We start from the raw sequence: 19,702 nt of genomic DNA, 5'->3' as shown, positions 1-19,702 counted from the left end.
CCTGTTTTGAGCTTTTTAGGGGGGTGTCAGCAGCCCAGCATCCGCGCCACGTCGTTCATTCCCGTGGCATGCAAGTCATTGCCCGGCTCGGGTGTCCCATCTTTGGGCCGGGCCTGCCCCAGTTCGTGAGGCCGCTCGACATACACAGTGCGCAGGCCACATGCGCGGGCAGCGGCCAAGTCGTCGTGGTGCGTAGCTACCAGCGCCACCTGTTCGGGCTGCAGGTCGAAAACGCGCGCTACGCCCAGGTAGGTCTCCGGGCTGGGTTTGTAGGCCTTGAACACCTCAGCGCTCAGCACGCAGTCCCACGGTAGCCTGGCACGCTTGGCCATATTGGTCAGCAGGCCGATGTTGCCGTTGGACAGCGTGGTGATGGTGAAGCGTGTCTTGAGCCGCGTGAGGCCTTCCACGCTGTCGGGCCAGGCATCGAGCCGGTGCCACACATGGTTGAGGTGGCGGCGTTCGGCGTCAGACAGTTGTGCCAGGCCAAAGCGCGGCAGGATCTCGTCGAGGATGCTTCGGTGCAGGTCGTCGATCAGCGTCCAGCCCTGCTCGCCCCGCATCACCCGCGCCATGGCGGGCTGGTAGCCGGCGCGCCACGCCAGCGCAAACGCATCGCCATCCACGGCGGGGTACAGCGCCTGCATCTCGCGCACGATGCTGCCGTGCCAGTCCACCACGGTGCCAAAGATGTCGAACGCCAGCACCTTCACGGTGCTGGCGATGTGGTCTGCTGTGCTTGGGGTGGTCGTCATTCGCAGTCCTTGAAAAAGGAGGAAGGGCGTGGTCAGGGCGTCAGCGTAGCAGCCATTGCTGGAATGGCTTTGAACCTGGGTTACATATTTCCCCGCTTCAGCAAGGCGGTGCTTTGCATGCTATGGTTACAAAAATCGGGTTTACCCCCGTAACTGCGTTTCTTTCTCTCCTTCTCCCTGTCTCGTCTACCTCCTGCGCCCTGCCGTCGCTTGCCGGTGCAGCGTCTCCCCTGTTGTTGCCATGACCGCGCCCCTTTCCCCCACGTCCATCTCCGCCACTCCCACCGACGACCGCACCCTGGTGCGTGCCGTGCTGGCCCTCGGGGTCGGTGGCTTTTCCATCGGCACGGGTGAGTTCGTCATCATGGGCCTGCTGCCTGAGGTGGCGCGCGACATTGGTGTGAGCATTCCGCAGGCCGGGCATGTCATCAGCGCCTATGCGCTGGGCGTAGTGGTGGGCGCGCCCGTGCTGGCCGTGCTGTGCGCCCACTGGGGGCGGCGCGCGCTGCTGATGGCGCTGATGGTGGTGTATGCGCTGGGCAATTTCGCATCGGCGCTGGCTCCGGGCTATGGGTCGCTGAGCGCCATGCGCCTGTTCACCGGTCTGCCACACGGCACCTACTTTGGCGTGGCCGCGCTGGTGGCCGCCGCACTGGCGCCACCGGGGCGCCGCGCACGCGCAGTGGGCTGGGTCATGCTGGGCCTCACCACCGCCACGCTGGTGGGTGTGCCCATTGCCGCCGCGCTGGGCGAGGCGTTTGGCTGGCGCGCTGCGTTTGTGTTTGTGGGGTTGATCGCGGTGGCCGCCGTGGTCATGGTGCGCCTTTGGGTGCCCGCCATGCCCGCGTCGCACGGCGCCAGCCCGCTGCGCGAGCTGGGCGCGCTGGCGCGCAAGCAGGTGTGGTTCACGCTGGGCATTGGCGCCATCGGTTTTGGTGGCATGTTTGCAGTGTTCAGCTACATCAAGCCCACCTTGATCGAGGTGGCCGGCATGCCGCCCGCGCTCATGCCCTTTGTGCTGTCGCTGTTTGGCCTGGGTATGGTGGTGGGCAACATCGTGGGCTCGCGCATGGCCGACAAGGCGCTGATGCCTGCTGTGGGCAAGGTGCTGGTGTGGTCCATCCTCGTACTGGCGCTGTTTGTGCCCGCCGCACACCACCCTGCCAGCGCCGCGCTGGCAACGTTTTTCCTGGGAACCTTGGTGGCCATCGGCCCTGCGCTGCAGATCCGCCTGATGGACGTGGCGGGCGACGCGCAGACCCTGGCCGCCGCGCTCAACCACTCGGCCTTCAACGCCGCCAATGCGCTGGGCGCGTGGCTGGGCGGCGTGGGCATTGCGGCCGGCTTGGGCTGGACGTCTACCGGGTGGGTGGGCGTGTTGCTGGGGCTTGGCGGCGTGGGCATGTTTGTGTGGGCGCTGGTTAGCGAGCGAAACACCAGGCGCGTCGCCGCCTGACGACCACGGGCCACTGACCTGTGTTGTGTCGCGGCGGTGCGACACTGCCGCAATCCACGGAGAAATGACCGCGTTGTGCCTTAAAGTGGCAGCGGGCCGGCCTTTCTGCCAGCCACGTCGCTCGGACGGTTCCGGGCGCTTACGTGAAAGTCACCACAGCATGTCTGCTTCTCAAGGCAAGCGCCGCTTTGCGCGCATCGATCGCCTCCCTCCCTACGTCTTCAACATCACGGCCGAGCTGAAACTCGCCGCCCGCCGCCGTGGCGAAGACATCATCGACATGAGCATGGGCAACCCCGACGGGGCCACGCCGCCGCACATCGTCGCCAAGCTCACCGAAGTGGCCCAGCGGCCCGACACCCACGGCTACAGCGCCAGCAAAGGTATCCCGCGCCTGCGCCGCGCCATCAGCCACTGGTACAAAGACCGCTACGCGGTGGACATCAACCCCGACACCGAGGCCATCGTCACCATCGGCTCCAAAGAAGGGTTGGCCCACCTCATGCTTGCCACGCTGGACAGGGGCGACACCGTGCTGGTGCCCGACCCGAGCTACCCCATCCACATCTACGGCGCGGTGATTGCCGGTGCCGACATCCGCAGCGTGCCCGTGGCGCCCGATGTGGACTTTTTTGCCGAGCTGGAAAAGGCCATCCGCGGCAGCTACCCCAAGCCCAAGATGATGATCTTTGGCTTTCCCAGCAACCCCACGGCGCAGTGCGTGGAGCTGAGTTTCTTCGAGCGCGTGATCGACCTGGCCAAGAAGCACGACATCCTGGTGGTGCACGACCTGGCCTATGCCGACATCGTGTACGACGGCTACCGCGCCCCCAGCATCATGGAAGTGCCCGGCGCCAAGGACGTGGCGGTGGAGTTCTTCACCCTGAGCAAAAGCTACAACATGGCCGGCTGGCGCGTGGGCTTCATGGTGGGCAACCCCGACCTCGTGGCTGCGCTCGCCCGCATCAAGAGCTACCACGACTACGGCACCTTCACCCCCCTGCAGGTCGCGGCCATCGCCGCGCTCGAGGGCGACCAGCAGTGCGTGAAAGACATCGCCGCCCAGTACCAGCGCCGCCGCGACGTGCTCTACAAGGGCCTCACCGAAGCGGGCTGGGCCGTGGACTGCCCCAAGGCCAGCATGTACATCTGGGCCCGCATCCCCGAGCCGTATCGCGCGCTGGGCTCGCTGGAGTTCGCACGGCAGCTGCTCGACAAAGCCAAGGTGTGTGTGTCGCCCGGCATTGGTTTTGGCGACCAGGGGGACGAATACGTGCGCTTTGCGTTGATCGAGAACGAGGCGCGGATTCGGCAGGCGGTGCGGGGAATTCGCGCGATGTTCAAGGCGGACGGGTTGCTCATGGCGCCTACGACAGCGGCGGCCTGACATTGGAAGAGGCCGTTTGGGGACTGAACTCCAATTGATTCTGAATGGGGATTGAGGCTTGCCCCCTCCTTGGGGCCATAGCGGTCTTGAAGTTCTCACTACTATTCGGTTGTGCGAGGAACCCATGCTTCAGAACTACGTGCTGCTCCGAGAATTCCTCCCGCGCGATCAGGAGGTGTTCTGTTCGCTGCAGGAAGATCAAGACGTAGGTCAGTTTGTAGATTGGTTGCCACGAACGCGCTATCAAGCGGAGGTTGCTTTCTGGGATGCGCTGGAGCAGCAGGTTATGCCGATCAGAAGCCGATTTTTCTACGCTGTCGAAGTGGACTCCATCGTGGCGGGGAGCGTGGGGTTCACGTTGCTCAGCGGTGGTAGCGCTGACTGTGGGTGGTTCTTGCGTAAGAACTTTTGGGGTAAAGGCATTGGCACGAAGGCTGTTGCCTTATTAGTAGAAGATGCCTTCGTAAAAGGCATTTCTAAGCTGAGAGCATCTGCTAGAAGCCAAAACATCGGCTCTATAAGGGTTGCAGAGAAGTGCGGCTTTCAGCGCCTTGGTGAGAAAAATGGGCGTGTATTTTTCGAGGTTATTGATAACCGAAAGATTTGTCCTGCCGTCTCATAGACCGCCACCTCACATCGCCCAAATCCTAGGCGCTTCCCCGTCCAACCCCCACAACACCTCCCTCCAGGCCACCCGCACCGCCTTGAGCAGCTTCATCGCGGGCTCCACCTGCGGCGCCAGCACGCGCACCACCACCATGCGGTCGTTGGGGCTGGTGGCGCCTGCGGTGGCGTTGACCTGGGGGTGTTGATCCATCACTGCGCGGGCCGCTTCCAGGGCCGCGTCGCGGCGTGTGCGGTCGAGGGGCGTGCCTGCGGCAAAGAACATGCTGGCCATGCAGCGGTGGCCTGCCAGGCCCAAGGGGCTGCTCAGCAGGCGCTCATCGGCGGCGTCGATCACGCCGCGCTCCAGCCACAGGCCGGGCACTTCCAGGTGCTGGGTGAAGCGGCCTTGCTCAAACGGCTGGCCCGCGTGGGGCAGGCCCAGTGCGGTCACGTCCCAGGCAATGCATTCGGCGCCGGGGGCGAGGTTCAGCGTGAGGTGGTTTTCGGCGTGGCAGGCGCTGTAGCACAGGGCCTCCAGCGGCAGCCATTCCAGGCGCGCGCCTTCGGCCAGGGTGAGGTGGCTGCGCTGCAGGGCCAACGGGCCGGTGGACCGGTAGAAGCGCGTGGCGCCGGGGGTGGTGACCAGGCCGTGGGCGCCGGGGCCGACGGTGGTGGTGATGTCCAGCGTGTCGCCGCCCACCAGGCCGCCGGGCGGATGCACCAGCACGTTGTGGCAGATGGCGTCGCCCTCGGGGTACAGGCTTTGCAGGATGCGCAGCGGCCCGTTGTGCTCATAGCGGGCTACGGTGCGGGCGTTGTTGTTTTGTGCCGTGTAGTCGAGCTGCAGGCGGGCGTGCCAGGACATGGAGGAGTCTTTGCTATCAAATAAGTAGCTTATTGCGCAATGCAGATAAGCGCTAGGGGCCTTTGGGGTCGAATAATAGCTGACGGTAGGTGGGTGCTTGGTTTGTTTTCGGAGACGGGCCGGTGGCGGGGCTGCACAGCATCGTCTGCTCACCCCTTTGGCAGGCCCTCCCTCGCGACAACGGCGCGAGGGGCGATTTTTGTGAGCTGTTCTAAAACTCCAGGTTGTCAATCAACCGCGTGCTGCCCAGCCGCGCAGCCCCCAGTGCCACCAGCGAGCCCGCTGCATCGGCCGCTGTGGCGGGCAACAGATCGGCGCGGCGGCGCACGGTGAGGTAGTCCGGTGCCCAGCCCCTCGCGCGCAGGGCGTCCAAGGCCCGGGGCTCCACCGCGCTGCGGTCGTTGGGCGCAGCGTTCAGCCATTGCTGTGCCAGTTGCTTCAATGCCTGCGACAGGGCTACGGCTTCTTGCCGCTCTTCCAGGCTGAGGTAGCCGTTGCGTGAACTCAGTGCCAGGCCATCGGCCGCGCGGCAGGTCTCGCCCGCTACCACCTCAATCGGCAGCGCAAACTGCTGCACCATGTGGCGGATCACCATGAGCTGCTGGTAGTCCTTTTTGCCGAACACGGCGGTGCCGCCCGTCTGGCCGAGCACGCAGGCAAAGAGCTTCATCACCACCGTGCTCACGCCTGTGAAGAAGCCGGGGCGGAAATGGCCTTCCAGCATGTCGGCCAGTGCTGCGTCGGGGTGCACCTTGAAGGTCTGGGGCTGTGGGTACAGGTCGGCCTCGCGCGGGGCAAACAGCACATCGCAGCCCGCAGCTTGCAGTTGTGCGCAATCGGCCTCCCAGGTGCGGGGGTAGCTGTCAAAGTCCTCGTGCGGCAAAAACTGCAGGCGATTCACAAAGATGCTGGCCACCGTCACGTCGCCCAGGGGCTTGGCCTGGCGCACCAGGGCGATGTGCCCGTCGTGCAGGTTGCCCATGGTGGGCACAAAGGCGGGGCGGCGATAGGAGGCCAGGGCCTGGCGCAGGTCTGCAATGGAACGGGCAATCAGCATGGGGTGGGAGAGGTCGAAAAGAAATGAGGAAATGCGGTGAAGGCTCACCAGGCGTGCAAGGCGTTGTCCGGGAACTGCCCCTGCTTCACGGCCTGCACATAAGCCTCCATGGCGCCGCGCACGCTGCCTGCGTCCTGCATGAAGTTGTGGACGAACTTCGGCATCTTTCCGAGGTTCATGCCCAGCATGTCGTGCAACACCAGCACCTGGCCGGCCGTGCCGTTGCCCGCGCCGATGCCGATGGTGTGGCAGTGCAGCAGCTCGGCCGTCAGCTCGGCGGCCAGCGCGGCGGGCACCATCTCCAGCACCAGCATGGTGGCGCCTGCGTCTTGCAGCTCATGCGCCTCCTTGCGCAGGGTGCGGGCTGCGTCGTCCGTCTTGCCCTGCACGCGGTAGCCACCCAGCGCGTGCACCGTTTGTGGCGTCAGGCCCAGGTGGGCGCACACCGGCACGCCGCGCTGCACTAAAAACTCCACCGTGGGCGCTGTCCAGCCCCCGCCTTCGAGCTTGACCATGTGCGCTCCCGCCTGCATCAATACGCAGGCGCTGCGCAGCGCCTGCTCTCGGCTCTCGGCATAGGTGCCGTAGGGCAGGTCGGCCACGAGCCAGGCCGTGCCCTGCACCCGGTGCAGGCCGCGCGCTACGCTGGCCGTGTGGTAGGCCATGGTGTCCAGCGTCACGCCCACCGTGCTGGGCAGGCCCTGGCACACCATGCCCAGCGAATCACCCACCAGGATGCATTCCACCCCCGCCGCATCAGCCACGGCCGCAAACGTGGCGTCGTAGGCGGTGAGCATGGTGATCTTCTCGCCCGCTGCGCGCATCTGCGCCAGGCGCGGCAGGCTGACCGGGCGGCGTTGGGGCAAGGGGGATGCGGGCGGCAGAGTGCCGTAGGGCGTGGCTGGGGGGGCTGCAGGGCTGGTCATGGGGCGCTCCGGTCGGGGGCTGTGAAATTGCGGCCGAGTCTATGCGAGATGGGCGCGGCGCTTGCCACACCCCATACTTGAGAAAGTGCTATTTATTTGATAGCTAATTGCGCTTTATTTGCGATGCTCAGAAGACTATTTGGCTTGGGTTGAGGCTGCACGGCGTACGCCCCCAGGACGGGTGTCAACGCTCGGGCAGTGCGCGCCAATGACGCCATAGGGGCGACAAGGCGGCCACCAGCAGGGCCGTGCTGACGGCCACGGCGGGCGCGCCCGTCAGTAGCTCCGGCCACGAACCGTCGGGCAGCTCCAGCGCGCGGGCGGCTTCGTCCCACACGCTGGCCGACCCCGCCAGGGACAGCGCCAGGCCCAGGCCCAGCAGCGTGGAGCCCCCCCAGGGGCGGCGCAGCAGCGCAATGCGCACCCAGGCCAGCGCCAGCAGCGTTGCCGGCACCAGCGGCAGCATGATGTTGTTGGCCAGGCCCGCCACGCCCAGAAGCATCAGTGCAGGGGCGGCCAGCGTGAGCGCGCCACACAGGGCAGCAATCTGCCGCAGCGACAGCAGCCGCGCGGCGATCAGCGCCAGCGCCGCGAAGAAGCCCGCGCTGGCGGCGGCCAGCACACTGCTGCGCTGGCGCTCCTGCGCCCTTTGCGACGGCGTGGCGCCTTCCAGGTGGTGGGCGACGAGGCCGGGCTGTGCCATGCCGTAGCGGGGGTGTGCCCATTGCACCAGGCGGGGCGGCGGACTGAGGTGCTGTTGCAGCGCGCTGTGCAGGTTGTCGCGCCATTGGCTGGGCGAACGCGCGAGGTCGCTAGCAAAGCAGGCACGGGGGTCGCGAGAAACGGCGACATCGCAATCCCGCCCATCCCGGGGAGACTGGGCAGCCCGGGCGTCCCGTGCGCGGTCCTGCGGCTGCGCGGTGCCTGCATGCTGAGCCTTGGAGTTGCGCCACTCTTGGGCCAGGGGCGATTGCAGGGCGGCCTGGTAGGCGCTGACGAGCTGCTGCGCCTGGTCCTGCGCCGACGCCCCCGGCCGCACGGGTGCGTATCCCCATCGGCCCAGCGCCGCGCCGTAGTGCACCAGTTGCTGCGCAATGGCATCGGTGTCGGCCTGGGCCAGCCAATGCAGGGATTGCAGCGCGTTGGTTGCGCAGCCGGGGTCGTATTCCCTGTACCTCTGGTTCTCGTTGCATTTGTCGTTGTCATGGATCTCGGCGGCGGCTGTAGACGGCTCAGCAGCCTGCATGGCCTGTGCGGCCTGTGTCCACTCGACCAGCCGCGCCGCGTTGTCCGGCGCCAGCAGCAGCTCCCAGCGGCGCACATGCCAAGCCGCCTGCTGCTGGGCGGCGGTGTCCTGGCCCTGCCACAGGCGCTGGATGCGGTCGCGGTAGGCCGCGTCCAGCAGCAGCGTGGGGGCCAGCAGCAGGGCGAAAAACAGTGCGCCCCACAGGTATTCGCACCACAGGCCCAGGCGCGGCGCGGGTGCGATCTCGCGCCAGCGGTTGTGGATGCGCACGCGCCACAGCCACCACAGCGCCAGGCCAAAGGCGATGATCCAGGCGATGATGCCGCCCACCTGCCGCGTGGTGTCCTCGGGCCGGTTCCACGTGGCGACCACTGTGCCTTCGGGGCTGCCCATCCAGCGCGCGGGTTCGGCCGTCCAGCCAATCCACCCGCCGAACATCAGCAGGCACCACAGCAGCGCCAGCGGCAGATACCAGTGCAGGCGCAACTGCCACAGCAGCGGGCTGTGCATCAAAAACCATTGATCCCAGGCAGTGGTCAGGCGGCGCATGGTGTGTCAATCTTTCACGAAAAGGCGGCGGGTCGAGTCGGTGATGTCGCGCAAATAGCCCAGCGGCAGCCCCGCATCCACGGCGGCGCGCAGGAAGTCGGCGGCGCTGGTGTCGCCCTGAAAGCTCACGATGTGTGTGTGCCCGTTGACCTGGTGCGTGTGGGGGGGCAACTGGCCCAGCCAGGCGCTCAGGGCGGGCTCCGACCAGCTTGTCTCGAACTCGATCGCGCAACCCACCATCTGCGCAAAGCGTTCCTGCACGCTGCGCGGCTGGCCGTGCTCCAGGAACAGCACGGCATCGGCCACTTTCTCCACCTCATACAGTTGCTGAGAGCTGAGCACCAGTGCCATCGGGCGCCAGGGCGAGCGCGCCAGCGATTGCAGATCAGACAGCAAGGTCTGCTGGGCGTTGATGTCCAGGTTGGCCAGCGGTTCATCAAGCAACAGCACGCATGGCTGGGTGAGCAGCGCGCGGGCGAGTTCAAAGCGCATCTTGTAGCCCGAGGAGAGCTGTTTCCACTGGTGGCCGCGAAAGGGCCGCAGCGACAGCCGGGCTATCACCAGCTCCACCAGGCAGCGGTTGGCCTCGCCCACAACGCCGTGGCTGCGCGCGGCGAACTGCAGGTGGTCCATGAGCCGCCCGCCCCAGGGATGCGGGCGCTGCGGGATGTAAGCCAGCTGTGATCGCAAGGCATAGGGGTCGCGGGCAGTGGCGCCCCAGTTGATCTGGCCGGCGTCTGGCGCCAGGTCGGCCGCGAGCAGGCGCAGCAGGGTGGTCTTGCCATTGCCGTTCTCGCCCACCAGACCCAGGATGTGGCCTGGCGCCACCTGCACGTCCACCGGGCCCAGGGTGAAAGCCCCCTTGCGAAAGCGCTTGACCAGCCCCGAGCCCTGCACCCGCCGGGCCTGCCTGCCTGCTGCTGTGAGCGTTGCGCTGTGGGTGTGGTGGTGGGCGCCGCGGACGGCGGCGAGAGCGGTGTGCAGCAGCGCGGCGCGTTGTGCTGCCGGGGCCTGGGCTGGTAGTGCATCCCAGGCATCCAGGCTGGCCAGCACCTGCTGCTGCACGGACGGAGGTACGGGCAGGGCTGCGTCCAGCAGCGTGCACCAGGCGCCGTGCCATTGGCCTGCGCCCAGTGCGTGCTCGGCCGCCAGCGCCCATGGCGGCGCGTGCGCAGGGGCGGGCTGCGCCGAAGCCGTGGCATTGTTTTCCATGTGGACTCCCTCTGTGGATAGGCCCGTCTGTGCGGGCTGCGGGGGCCGGCGTGCGGGCCGCACCCGGCACGTCGGTGGCGGGGCTTTATAGCATTTGCCCCGGTGGGGGGAGCGATGCCGCTATGCTTGGCGCCCCATGAACAAACGCCGCGACAACCCGATGACTCCTGAAGCCCTGGCGACACTGGCGCGCGAGGATGTGCACCGCGCCCTGCAAGAAGACGTGGGCAGCGGTGACCTGACCGCCGGCCTGATCGACCCCACCCGCCGCGCCCGTGCCCGCATCCTGGCGCGCGAATCTGCCGTGATCTGCGGAGCCCCCTGGGCCGAAGCCGCCTTGCGCGCACTTGACCCCACGGTGCAGATCACCTGGCATGTGGCAGAGGGCCAGCGATGCGCGCCCGATCAGGTGGTGCTGGAGCTGGAAGGCAATGCCCGCGCACTACTGTCGGCCGAGCGCACTGCGCTCAACTTTCTGCAACTGCTGTCGGCCGTGGCCACCAAGACCCGCACCTATGTGGATGTGGTGGCGGGCACCCGCGCCCACATCGTGGACACGCGCAAGACCATCCCCGGCCTGCGCCTGGCGCAAAAGTACGCCGTGCGCGTGGGCGGCGGCACCAATCACCGCATCGGTCTGCACGACGCAGTGCTCATCAAGGAAAACCACATCGCCGCCGCCGGAGGCGTGACGGCTGTGCTCAATGCCGCCCAGACTGTGGCAGCTCAAGCAAAGTTCGTCGAGATTGAAGTGGAAACCCTGGAGCAACTGACCGAGGCGCTGGATGCAGGTGCCAAGATGGTGCTGCTCGACAACATGCCGCTGCCCACGCTGCGCGAGGCGGTGCGCATCAACGCGGGCCGTGCAATTTTGGAAATATCGGGTGGCGTCACGCTCGAAGGCTTGCGCGAACTGGCCGAAACGGGGGTGGACCGCATCTCCATCGGCACGCTGACCAAAGACGTCAAGGCGACGGACTTTTCCATGCGCCTGCAGGAGCTGTCATGACCACCGCTGTAATGAACCGCATCGACGTGGAGTACGAGCAGCCGCTCGATACCGAGGAAGGCTCCGTCTGCTCCACCAAACACGCCTGGGCGCGCGTGCCACCCGAACCCACGCAGGCCGAACGCCTCGCGCTCAAGGACAAAATCCGCCGCCTGCTGAAAGAGAAAAATGCGGTGATGGTGTCGCACTACTACGTGCACCCCGACCTGCAGGATCTGGCCGAGGAAACTGGCGGCCTGGTGAGCGACTCGCTGGAGATGGCCCGCTTTGGCCGCGACCATGCCGCGCAGACCCTGGTGGTGAGCGGCGTACGCTTCATGGGTGAGACGGCCAAGATTTTGAGCCCCGAAAAGACGGTGCTCATGCCCGACCTGGATGCGACCTGCTCGCTCGATCTGGGCTGTCCTGTGGAGGAATTCAGCGCGTTCTGCGACGCCCACCCCGACCGCACCGTGGTGGTCTACGCCAACACCAGCGCGGCCGTGAAGGCGCGGGCCGATTGGCTGGTCACATCCAGCTGCGCGCTCGACATCGTCGGCGCCTTGAAGGCAGCAGGGCAAAAGATCCTGTGGGCGCCCGATCGCCACCTGGGCGCCTACATCCAGCGCGAAACCGGGGCCGACATGGTGTTCTGGAACGGCGCCTGCATCGTGCACGACGAGTTCAAAGCCTTCGAGCTGGAGGCGCTCAAAAAAGAACACCCCCACGCCAAGGTGCTGGTCCACCCCGAAAGCCCTGCGGACGTGATCGCCTTGGCCGATGCGGTGGGCTCCACCAGCGCCATCCTCAAGGCCGCGCGCGAGATGGAAGCCACCGAGTTCATCGTGGCCACCGACAACGGCATGATGCACAAGCTGCGCACGCTGAACCCCGGCAAGGTGTTCATTGAGGCCCCCACCGCCGGCAACAGCGCCACCTGCAAGAGCTGCGCGCACTGCCCCTGGATGGCGATGAACGGCCTGGCCGATGTGGCCCGCGTGCTGGAGACCGGTGCCAATGCCATCCAGGTGGACCCGGCGCTGATCCCGCGCGCGCGCCAGCCGATTGACCGCATGCTGGCCTTCACGGCCGCGCTGAGGAACGGGCAGCCCACGGCGGGCCTGGTCCCTGGCATCGGGGCCGCCTGAGGCATCACGCAGGTATTGAGTCGTGGCGGACCGGGCGGGCGCTGGCTACGCCACGCCGTCCACAATGACGTGCCGCGTGCCCACCGAGCAGCTTTCAATGCGGGCCCGGATGCGATAGACATCGCGCAGCATTGCTGCAGTAATCACCTGCTCGCAAGGCCCGCTGTGCTGCGCCTGGCCGTTGGCGATCACCAGGGCGTGGTCGCAGTAGCGCAGCGCCTGGTTGATGTCGTGCAGCGCGATGAACACGATCAGCCCCCGCTCCTGTGCCAGCGAGCGCATGAAGTCCAGCACCTGGATCTGGCGGTGCAGGTCGAGCGCGCTGGTGGGCTCGTCCATAAGCAGGATCTCGGGGTCGCGCGCCAGCGTCTGGGCGATGGACACCAGTTGCCGCTGGCCGCCACTGAGTTCCCCCAGGTTGCGAAAGGCCAGGTCCGCAATGCCCAGTGACGCGGTGATGGCGTCCACCTGCGCCAGTTCGGCATCGCTCACCGCCCAGCCCTGGTGCTGCTGTTTGGCGGCCAGCAGTATGGATTCAACCACCGTGAGCCGCGCGGTGGCGCTGATGTCCTGCGGCATGTAGCAGATGCCCTCGGACCCCTTGCGGGTGCCCTGTAGCACGATCTGGCCAGGCCCCTTGAGCATGCCGGCCACGCGCTTGAACAGGGTGGATTTTCCCGCCGCGTTGGGCCCGATCACTGCCACCACCTGCCCCGCGTGGAAGACGGGGGTGTTGACGTTCGCAAGCACCGTGCGGCTGCCATAGTGCGCGCCCACCCCTTGCAGCTGGAGCGTCACCATGAGCGCTCCCTGCGGCCCAGGATGAGCGAGATGAAGAAGGGCACGCCTATGAGCGAGGTCACGACGCCGATGGGAAAGATGGCCCCAGGGATCAGCGTTTTGCTGACCACCGAGCTGATCGACAGCAGCAATGCGCCGGTCATGACCGACGCAGGCAGGAAGAACCGCTGGTCTTCACCGATCAGCATGCGTGCAATGTGCGGGCCCACCAGGCCCACAAAGCCGATAGTGCCCACAAACGCCACCGGGAAGGCCGCCAGAAGGCTGATCAGCACCAGCGTTTGCAGCCGCAGGCGCGCCACGTTGATGCCGAAGCTGGCGGCCTTGTCATCGCCCAGGCGCAGGGCCGTCAGTGCCCAGCTGTTGCGAGCAAAAAGGGGCAGCGTGACCACGAGAACCAGGCAGGTCACACCCAGCTTCGGCCAGGTGGCCTTGGTCAGGCTGCCCATGGTCCAGAACACCACGGCCGCCACGGCTTGCTCGGTGGCGAAATACTGCACCAGCGCCAGCAGTGCATTGAAAGTGAACACCAGCGCAATGCCCAGCAGCACGATGGTCTCGGTGGTCACGCCGCGTTTCATGCTCAGCAGGTGGATCAACCCGGCCGACAGCATCGCCATCACAAAGGCATTCAGCGGCACCACATACCCGGCCACCGTGGGGAACAGGGCAACGCCGAAGGCCAGCCCGAGCGCGGCGCCAAAGCTGGCCGCCGCCGAAATACCCAGCGTAAACGGACTGGCCAGCGGGTTGTTGAGCGTGGTCTGCATCTGTGCGCCCGCCACCGACAGCGCAGCACCCACAGCCAGCGCCATGAGCGCAGTGGGCAGGCGGATGTCCCACACCACCACGCGCAGTTGCACGGGCACGCTGTCGGGCCACAGCACAGCCTGCACCACGTCCCTCACGCTGTAGCCCACCGGCCCGAGTGCCAGGTCGAGCAGCAGGCTCAAGGTCGTCAGCACGAAAAACCCCAGCAGCAGCCAGCGCTTGCGGCGTACCAGGGCACGGTAGCCAGCGCCCTGGCTTGCAGGGGGTGCCATCGCCGTGGTCGTCATGGGGCAGCCTTGGTGGTGGAGGGCGCTGCGGAGGCTGCGGGTGTTGCGCTGCCCAGGCTCACGAAGTAGCCGGGTTCATAGGGCACGGGAAGAAAGCGTTCGTGCATCTCACGGTAGGTGGCGTCCGGGTCCAGGTCCGCGAACAAGGCTGGGTGGAACCACTTGGCCAGCTGCTGGATGGCCACAAACTCGTACGGGCTGTTGTAGAACTGGTGCCAGATGGCGTGGAACGCGCGGTCTTGCGCAGCCCGGGTGCCGGTGTAGGCGGGGCGGCGGGTATAGGTCTCCAGCTTGCGCCGGGCCTCTGCCAGGTCGGCACCAGGGCCCACGCCAATCCAGTGGCCGGAGGGTACGTAGGCCTCCCAGTTGGCGCTGGTGACCACGACCTGGTCGGGGTTGGAGGCGATTACCTGCTCAGGGTTGAGCTGGCCGAAGGTGCCGGGAATCACGCCCTTAGCAACGTTCGTGCCCCCCGCCACTTCCACGTATTTGCCGAAGTTCTCGTTGCCAAAGCTCAAGCAGCAGTCTTCGGTGTAGCCGCCGATGCGTTCGATGAACACCTTGGGGCGCGGGGGCTGCTCGGCGGCGATGGTGTCTGCCACGCGCCGGATCTGCGCCGCGCGGTACGCGATGAACTCTTCAGCGCGCGCTTCCTTGCCAAGCAGCCGGCCCATCAGGCGCATGGTGGGCTCGGTGTTCTCCATGGGGCGATGGCGAAAGTCCACATACACCACCGGAATTCCCAGCGCCGCCAGTTTCTCGATGTAGCGGGCGTCATCGGTGGCCCGTTGGGCCTCGATGTTCAGCAGGATCACATCGGGCTTTTGCGCAATGGCCTGCTCGATGTCGAAGGTGCCGTCTTCAAAGCCCCCAAAGGTGGGAATGTCGGCGATGCGCGGAAATTTCTTGGCGTACGCCGAATAGGTGTCAGGGTCGGCCTGGATCAGATCCTTGCGCCAGCCCACGATGCGCTGGATCGGGTTGTCCGTATCGAGTGCGGCCACCAGGTACAACTGCCGCCCTTCGCCCAGGATCACGCGCTGCACAGGTAACCGCACCTGCACATTGCGCCCCAGCAGGTCGGTCACCGTGACGTGGTGGCTGCCGGAGGGCGGGGGGGATGCAGCGCCTTCGGGGGCTGCGGCCGGAGAAACCATAAAAATGCCGGCGGCGGCGATGCCTGCCAGCACAAGGATAAGAAGCGCGATGCGCCAGCGGTGACCCATTGCCATGTCAAAGACTCTTTGTGAATGAAGGGGTGGGGAGGAAAAAGATGCGATGCGCCGTGGAGGTCATGGCCCGGAAAGGCCGGCTGCGCCTTGCCGGGTGCCGCGCATGCGCAGCACGGCGACGATGACCGCGAGGGCGCAGGCATAGGCCCCCGCCACGAGGAAGTAGGTGGTGTGCAGGCCCAGCAGTTGGGTCAGGCCCCCGCCCAGTGCGATGCCGGCCATGGACGAGAACTGGGCGGTGCTCTGCGCCACGCCCAGAATGCGCCCCTGGTGTTGCCCGCTCGTGGCATGCGAAATCTGGGCCATCAGCACCGGTGTGGTGGCACCCAGCAGCACACCCCAGGCAAAGTGCAGTGCGATAAAAAAAGCCACGCTGTGGGTGGCCCCCGCCAGCACCATCAGCAAGGCGCAGGCGGCAGCCAACCAGGCCATGCGGACCAGGGCGTCGGGGCGCTGCAGGCGCTCGAAGTAGCGCGCCCAGAGCGTGGCCGACACGATGAATCCCAGGGAGAGAAGCCCGTAACACAGGCCCACCACCCAGTTGTCCACGGCAAACACCGAGCGGACATACATCGCAAAAGGGGTTTGCGTGAGCATGCGGGCCACCAGCAGGATGCCCAGCACGGCCAGCAGCCCTGCCACGGGGGATGCAAACCAGGATGGTGGTTGCAGCGGCGCTGCGTTGCCTGACGTGGGTGGCAGTGATGGCACTGCCTTCACGCCCTGGGCGCTGCCTGCGGCAGGACGGGGCGGCAGCAGCACGGCCACGGCTGCAGCACACACTGCGCACAGCAGCGCTGCAATGAGGTTGATCCAGAAGAACGTGGCGTGGTCCAGGATGAGCCCGCCCGCCAGCGCCCCTGCCAGCGAGCCCACGTTGGTGGACACCTGCAGGTAGGCAAACAGGCGCCCCCGGACCGTAGGCACCACGGCGCTCACACCGTAGGCCTGCGCCGGTGCCAGATAGCCAGCGCACGCCCCTTGCATAAAGCGCAGTGCCAGGATTGCCCAGACATCGTGCGTAAAGGCCAGGGCCAGCTGTGTGATGGCCAGCCCCAGAAGCGCCCGGACCATCATGGGCTTGTGCCCGAAGCGGTCCCCCACCTTGCCCCAGAACGTGCTGGTGAGCGCCACGCCCAGCATGGGGCCCACATACACGGCAATGCCCGCAAACGCCAGGACGCCGGGCGATGCGTCCAGCGATTGCAGGTGCACCGGCCAGAAAGGCCCGCTCATTTCCATGGCGCCCATGGAAATGAGCTGGATCACGAACAGCGCGTGAACCATGCGGGGCAGGGCCCCGGAGGCGGCTGGCGTGGGGGCCATCACACCTTCCCGCAGGTCGGGGGCGCGCCCAGCGGGTTGGGCAGCCGGTGCTGCAGGCGGTAGTCTGCGTATTGCTGCAGGTGCATGCGCAACACCGAGCGCGTGGGCCAGGCCGCATGCAGAAACTGTTCGCGCTCCGCGCGCCACAACTGCGGCTCGACACGCGCCTGCACCGCATCGAAGGCACCCTCGGTTTCCTCGCGAAGAATCTCCCAGAGCCAGGTAGGGGGCAACCGGTACTCGTGTGTGAGCGCCAGGGCCAGTTCATGCAGATGACACACAAAACAGGCGTCCAGCACGAAGGTGCGTACGGGTTCGATGTCGTCCCGGAAAACAGTGGGCAGGATGCCCGGGTGCACATAGGGCTGCAGTGTGTAGCCGCGCGCTTCCAGGAGCGGGGCAAACGTGCGTCCGTCGCCAAAGTCCCGGATCAGCAGGCCCCGGGGGCTGCCATCCTCGGAACACAGCACGGACGTGTTTTGCTGGTGGGCCTCCAGGCCGATGCCGTAGAGCAGGTAGATCGCCACCACAGGCCGTGTGACGGCGCGCGCGTATTGCCTGAAATACGCGCCCACCGTTTCAGGCGTGGCACGGCCTGCAGTGCGCTCGATCAGTTCCGTCACCAGCGGCCGTCCGTCCAGCGGCGAAGCCGTGAACAAGGTGGCCACCGTGATGGGCAGCAGACCGTCGCTGCGGTCCAGCGCCTGGCGGGCCCCTCGGTAGGCCACAGAGAGGTGCCTCCCCGGGCGGTCCTCCTGGCGGACCGCGTGGCGGTAGTGCAGCGCCACTTCTTCGGGAAAAATTTCAAGGCGGCGGTCAAAGCCGTTTTCCTCGGCCAGGATGCGTTCGATCACTGCGCTGATGCGCGGCCCCATGTGGATCGACTTGGCCTGCAGGCTGCGTTGTTCGCTGGTGAGCCACAGCGCCAGGGGCAGCTTGATGAACGGCGTGGCCCCGGGCAGCTGCGGCACCATGGTGCGAAACGACATGGTGGGGCGGGTGTCGATGTCGATGCCGTCGGTGATGAGCACACCCTCGGCAATCTCGTCCGCGTAGGTTTGCTTCACGTAGTGCTCCAGGTGCCACGTGTGGATGGGCAGGGGCAGCCAGTCGTCAGCGTTCTGCTGCCGTGCCCGAAGGCTATCGCTCCAGCGCTGCCACACGTCCGGGAACTGCTGGGAAAACCAGGTGCGGTAGTCCTGCACATGAGGCATGCGTTCCACATAGGCCATGTCGGCCCGCAGTGCTGCGATGCGCACGGGCACGCACGCATTGAATTCCGGTGACAGCTGTGCGACTTCGGCGGGGCTCAGCTGGGGCTTGGTTTTCCAGGTGGGGTAGAAGGGGTGCCCTTCGAGCGAGCCCCACTGCTCCAGCAGCACCGCAGCATCACGCGCGGTACGGTGGTGGCGCACATAGTCCACCAGGCCCTTGGAGCCGGTGTCCAAAATGGCTCGCCGCAGTTCTTCGTTCCAGTGGCGGCGGTGGCCGCGTGCCAGCGCGTCATTGGCGACGCTGTTGGCCATGTCGTTCTTCAGCCCGGCGAGGCCCTGCGCTGTGGCGGTGAAATCAAAGTAGGGCGCGAGCAGATCGATGAGTTGGCCGGGTGTGTCGATGGCCGTGTTCTTGCCGCTCGGCTCCACGAGGGTGATCGTGCCGTCGAGAAGGAAGGTACGGGCGGGCGCAGCCCGCAGCGCGGAGAAATACACCAGGGCATGGTGCTCCCACAGCGGGAACCAGGCCGTATCGCCGTGCGGGGCAAAGACCAGTGATCCACTGTCGAGAATGCCTTCGGCAAACAGGCAGCGCACCAGGCGCCGCAGTGCGTTGTGCTGCGCGAGAGCCTGTGCGTCTTGTGGCGGAGGGATGGAGGCCGAACTGGGTTCTGGCCGGGCCAGGGTATTGGTAGAGAGGTGCATGGGAAAGCAGGGCAGGGCACGCCCGTCAGGCGGGCCAGGTGGATGGGAAGTAGTCGAGCGCCGAGCCGCGCAGGCCCTGCATGTAGTCCACGTTCCAGTCGAAGATCTCCTGGATGTGGGGTAGTGGCACGTTGAGCCGCCGTCCCATTTCCACCAGCACGGCCAGGCCGTAGGCGACATCCTCCTGGAACGCGCGGCTGTCCTTGTCGATCACGTAGCCGGGTTGGCCAGCGGCCTGCACCATCGGGGCTTCGATCGCGTCATAGGCCTGGTTGGAGCGCAGCACGGACAGCAGCGTGCGGGGGTCGCGTACCTGGTCTCCGTAGGCTTCGACGATCTCCTGGTGCAGGGGTTTGACCGACGACAGGTTGATGCCCAGGCGTTGCTCGGCGGCCTTGCACAGCCGCTGGTTTTCTTCGTCGCTGCGCGCGAGGAAATACGCGCCCAGCTCGGTGCAGTCCGTCCACCAGCAGACGGGGGCGGGAAAGGTGCGCTCGTGCCACTGGCTGTAGGGGCCTGCCAATCCATAGACCACCGAGCTGTGCATGATGGGATTGCCCGGCGTCAGCGTGATTTCGAGGTAGTGGTCGAGCAATTCCACCGGCGCTGCGTACAGGCGCTGCAGCATCCGTTGCAAGGCAGTGCGTGCGCTAAAGCCCTCTCGGGCGTGGGTGCCCACGTGCAGCACCTGCTTGGCGCCCCCCATGCGCACCGAGACACCGGGGTGCAGGTCGTACGCGGTGTGGGGCACGTCCTTCATGCCCCAGATCACCGCGTTGGGCCGTTCTGCCAGGATCTGCTCGGCCAGCCAGTCAAAGCCGCAAAAGCCAGGGATGGCCCCCACATACACGGGTTTGTCGCGCGGCAGCGCCTGCACCATGCCGCGCAGCCAGGCGGCACGCACGTGGGCCGGCACGGTGAGGATCACGAGGTCTGCGTTGGCGACCAGGGTGGCATCGTGGCCCACTGTGTCTAGCCGCGCCCGTAGCGGGGGCGAGTCCGGCACCAAGGCGGTCAGGCCGTCGGGACTCTTCTGGTGGCGCGCGATGACGTCCTGCCGCGTGGTGAGTAGCGACACGCGAACGCCGGGCACCTGCTTGAACAGCACCGCGTTCAGGTGCCCCGTTCGCCCGCCGCCGCAGACAACCACGTCCAAGTCTTGCATGGCATC

17 protein-coding genes are annotated in these 19,702 nt (G+C 66.4%); 5 read left to right on the top strand and 12 right to left on the bottom strand.

Features of this window, described 5'->3' with window-relative positions; genetic code table 11:
- Positions 1-26: 26 nt before the first annotated feature.
- Entirely contained in the window at positions 27-755 is a 729-nt protein-coding gene (locus ACSQ22_RS22760) for a haloacid dehalogenase type II (protein WP_436131634.1), read from the bottom strand.
- A 241-nt stretch (positions 756-996) separates the two neighbouring features.
- Here ACSQ22_RS22760 and ACSQ22_RS22755 point away from each other — a divergent pair, with 241 nt between their 5' ends.
- The 3 genes from ACSQ22_RS22755 (at position 997) to ACSQ22_RS22745 (ending at position 4,220) form a co-directional block, all read left to right on the top strand.
- A complete protein-coding gene (locus ACSQ22_RS22755; protein ID WP_426306676.1) occupies positions 997-2,211 on the top strand; it encodes an MFS transporter in 1,215 nt (404 codons plus the stop codon).
- 160 nt (positions 2,212-2,371) lie between these two features.
- On the top strand, positions 2,372-3,598 hold the full coding sequence (gene alaC, locus ACSQ22_RS22750; protein WP_436131633.1) for an alanine transaminase: 1,227 nt from the start codon (positions 2,372-2,374) through the stop codon (positions 3,596-3,598).
- A gap of 124 nt (positions 3,599-3,722) precedes the next feature.
- Positions 3,723-4,220: a GNAT family N-acetyltransferase gene (locus ACSQ22_RS22745; protein WP_436131632.1), complete on the top strand. Its 498-nt coding sequence runs from the start codon at positions 3,723-3,725 to the stop codon at positions 4,218-4,220.
- 9 nt (positions 4,221-4,229) lie between these two features.
- Here the strand turns inward: ACSQ22_RS22745 and ACSQ22_RS22740 are convergent, their stop codons facing one another.
- From ACSQ22_RS22740 to ACSQ22_RS22720, 5 genes are all read right to left on the bottom strand, one after another.
- Positions 4,230-5,069 carry an urease accessory protein UreD gene (locus tag ACSQ22_RS22740; protein ID WP_436131631.1) on the bottom strand — a complete coding sequence of 280 codons (840 nt, stop codon included), beginning with the start codon at positions 5,067-5,069 and terminating at the stop codon, positions 4,230-4,232.
- A 211-nt stretch (positions 5,070-5,280) separates the two neighbouring features.
- Positions 5,281-6,126: a pantoate--beta-alanine ligase gene (gene panC / locus ACSQ22_RS22735; RefSeq protein ID WP_228898627.1), complete on the bottom strand. Its 846-nt coding sequence runs from the start codon at positions 6,124-6,126 to the stop codon at positions 5,281-5,283.
- Between the two features lie 44 nt (positions 6,127-6,170).
- The gene (panB, locus tag ACSQ22_RS22730; protein WP_436131630.1) at positions 6,171-7,052 is read right to left on the bottom strand and encodes a 3-methyl-2-oxobutanoate hydroxymethyltransferase; all 882 of its coding nucleotides are present in this window, start codon (positions 7,050-7,052) and stop codon (positions 6,171-6,173) included.
- A 184-nt stretch (positions 7,053-7,236) separates the two neighbouring features.
- Positions 7,237-8,847, bottom strand: coding sequence for a hypothetical protein (locus ACSQ22_RS22725; RefSeq protein WP_436131629.1), 1,611 nt, complete (start codon positions 8,845-8,847; stop codon positions 7,237-7,239).
- 6 nt (positions 8,848-8,853) lie between these two features.
- Entirely contained in the window at positions 8,854-10,059 is a 1,206-nt protein-coding gene (locus tag ACSQ22_RS22720) for an ATP-binding cassette domain-containing protein (protein ID WP_436131628.1), read from the bottom strand.
- 136 nt (positions 10,060-10,195) lie between these two features.
- Here ACSQ22_RS22720 and nadC point away from each other — a divergent pair, with 136 nt between their 5' ends.
- Positions 10,196-11,068 carry a carboxylating nicotinate-nucleotide diphosphorylase gene (gene nadC, locus ACSQ22_RS22715; protein ID WP_436131627.1) on the top strand — a complete coding sequence of 291 codons (873 nt, stop codon included), beginning with the start codon at positions 10,196-10,198 and terminating at the stop codon, positions 11,066-11,068.
- Positions 11,065-12,195 (top strand): quinolinate synthase NadA, encoded by a 1,131-nt coding sequence (nadA, locus tag ACSQ22_RS22710; RefSeq protein ID WP_436131626.1) that lies wholly within the window; start codon positions 11,065-11,067, stop codon positions 12,193-12,195. The genes nadC and nadA overlap by 4 nt, the downstream gene beginning before the upstream one ends.
- Positions 12,196-12,240: 45 nt before the next feature.
- Here the strand turns inward: nadA and ACSQ22_RS22705 are convergent, their stop codons facing one another.
- From ACSQ22_RS22705 to ACSQ22_RS22680, 6 genes are read right to left on the bottom strand one after another with little or no spacing between them, the layout of a single operon-like run.
- The gene (locus ACSQ22_RS22705; RefSeq protein ID WP_436131625.1) at positions 12,241-12,996 is read right to left on the bottom strand and encodes an ABC transporter ATP-binding protein; all 756 of its coding nucleotides are present in this window, start codon (positions 12,994-12,996) and stop codon (positions 12,241-12,243) included.
- Positions 12,990-14,054, bottom strand: a complete 1,065-nt coding sequence (locus ACSQ22_RS22700) for a FecCD family ABC transporter permease (protein ID WP_436131624.1) — start codon at positions 14,052-14,054, stop codon at positions 12,990-12,992. The genes ACSQ22_RS22705 and ACSQ22_RS22700 overlap by 7 nt, the downstream gene beginning before the upstream one ends.
- Positions 14,051-15,286 carry an ABC transporter substrate-binding protein gene (locus ACSQ22_RS22695; protein ID WP_436131623.1) on the bottom strand — a complete coding sequence of 412 codons (1,236 nt, stop codon included), beginning with the start codon at positions 15,284-15,286 and terminating at the stop codon, positions 14,051-14,053. Before ACSQ22_RS22695 ends, ACSQ22_RS22700 begins: the two co-directional genes overlap by 4 nt.
- Before the next feature lie 60 nt (positions 15,287-15,346).
- Entirely contained in the window at positions 15,347-16,612 is a 1,266-nt protein-coding gene (locus tag ACSQ22_RS22690) for an MFS transporter (RefSeq protein ID WP_436131622.1), read from the bottom strand.
- Entirely contained in the window at positions 16,612-18,531 is a 1,920-nt protein-coding gene (locus ACSQ22_RS22685) for an IucA/IucC family protein (protein WP_436131621.1), read from the bottom strand. Before ACSQ22_RS22685 ends, ACSQ22_RS22690 begins: the two co-directional genes overlap by 1 nt.
- Before the next feature lie 25 nt (positions 18,532-18,556).
- Entirely contained in the window at positions 18,557-19,696 is a 1,140-nt protein-coding gene (locus ACSQ22_RS22680; protein WP_436131620.1) for an NAD/NADP octopine/nopaline dehydrogenase family protein, read from the bottom strand.
- Positions 19,697-19,702: the final 6 nt, after the last annotated feature.

The organism is Acidovorax sp. LjRoot38, from assembly GCF_964252975.1.
GTDB lineage: Bacteria > Pseudomonadota > Gammaproteobacteria > Burkholderiales > Burkholderiaceae_C > Acidovorax > Acidovorax facilis.
The sequence above is the reverse complement of the archived record's forward strand: the minus strand, read 5'-3'. Positions and strand labels throughout refer to the sequence as shown.

Bases quoted from the DNA above. Each gene is read 5' to 3' on its own strand.
- ACSQ22_RS22705 (WP_436131625.1), bottom strand. From the start codon at position 12,996: ATGGTGACGCTCCAGCTGCAAGGGGTGGGCGCGCACTATGGCAGCCGC.
- ACSQ22_RS22725 (WP_436131629.1), bottom strand. From the start codon at position 8,847: ATGCGCCGCCTGACCACTGCCTGGGATCAATGGTTTTTGATGCACAGC.
- ACSQ22_RS22690 (WP_436131622.1), bottom strand. From the start codon at position 16,612: ATGGCCCCCACGCCAGCCGCCTCCGGGGCCCTGCCCCGCATGGTTCAC.
- ACSQ22_RS22700 (WP_436131624.1), bottom strand. From the start codon at position 14,054: ATGACGACCACGGCGATGGCACCCCCTGCAAGCCAGGGCGCTGGCTAC.
- ACSQ22_RS22695 (WP_436131623.1), bottom strand. From the start codon at position 15,286: ATGGCAATGGGTCACCGCTGGCGCATCGCGCTTCTTATCCTTGTGCTG.
- ACSQ22_RS22760 (WP_436131634.1), bottom strand. From the start codon at position 755: ATGACGACCACCCCAAGCACAGCAGACCACATCGCCAGCACCGTGAAG.
- ACSQ22_RS22685 (WP_436131621.1), bottom strand. From the start codon at position 18,531: ATGCACCTCTCTACCAATACCCTGGCCCGGCCAGAACCCAGTTCGGCC.
- panB (WP_436131630.1), bottom strand. From the start codon at position 7,052: ATGACCAGCCCTGCAGCCCCCCCAGCCACGCCCTACGGCACTCTGCCG.
- nadA (WP_436131626.1), top strand. From the start codon at position 11,065: ATGACCACCGCTGTAATGAACCGCATCGACGTGGAGTACGAGCAGCCG.
- ACSQ22_RS22720 (WP_436131628.1), bottom strand. From the start codon at position 10,059: ATGGAAAACAATGCCACGGCTTCGGCGCAGCCCGCCCCTGCGCACGCG.
- ACSQ22_RS22755 (WP_426306676.1), top strand. From the start codon at position 997: ATGACCGCGCCCCTTTCCCCCACGTCCATCTCCGCCACTCCCACCGAC.
- alaC (WP_436131633.1), top strand. From the start codon at position 2,372: ATGTCTGCTTCTCAAGGCAAGCGCCGCTTTGCGCGCATCGATCGCCTC.
- ACSQ22_RS22680 (WP_436131620.1), bottom strand. From the start codon at position 19,696: ATGCAAGACTTGGACGTGGTTGTCTGCGGCGGCGGGCGAACGGGGCAC.
- ACSQ22_RS22740 (WP_436131631.1), bottom strand. From the start codon at position 5,069: ATGTCCTGGCACGCCCGCCTGCAGCTCGACTACACGGCACAAAACAAC.
- panC (WP_228898627.1), bottom strand. From the start codon at position 6,126: ATGCTGATTGCCCGTTCCATTGCAGACCTGCGCCAGGCCCTGGCCTCC.
- ACSQ22_RS22745 (WP_436131632.1), top strand. From the start codon at position 3,723: ATGCTTCAGAACTACGTGCTGCTCCGAGAATTCCTCCCGCGCGATCAG.
- nadC (WP_436131627.1), top strand. From the start codon at position 10,196: ATGAACAAACGCCGCGACAACCCGATGACTCCTGAAGCCCTGGCGACA.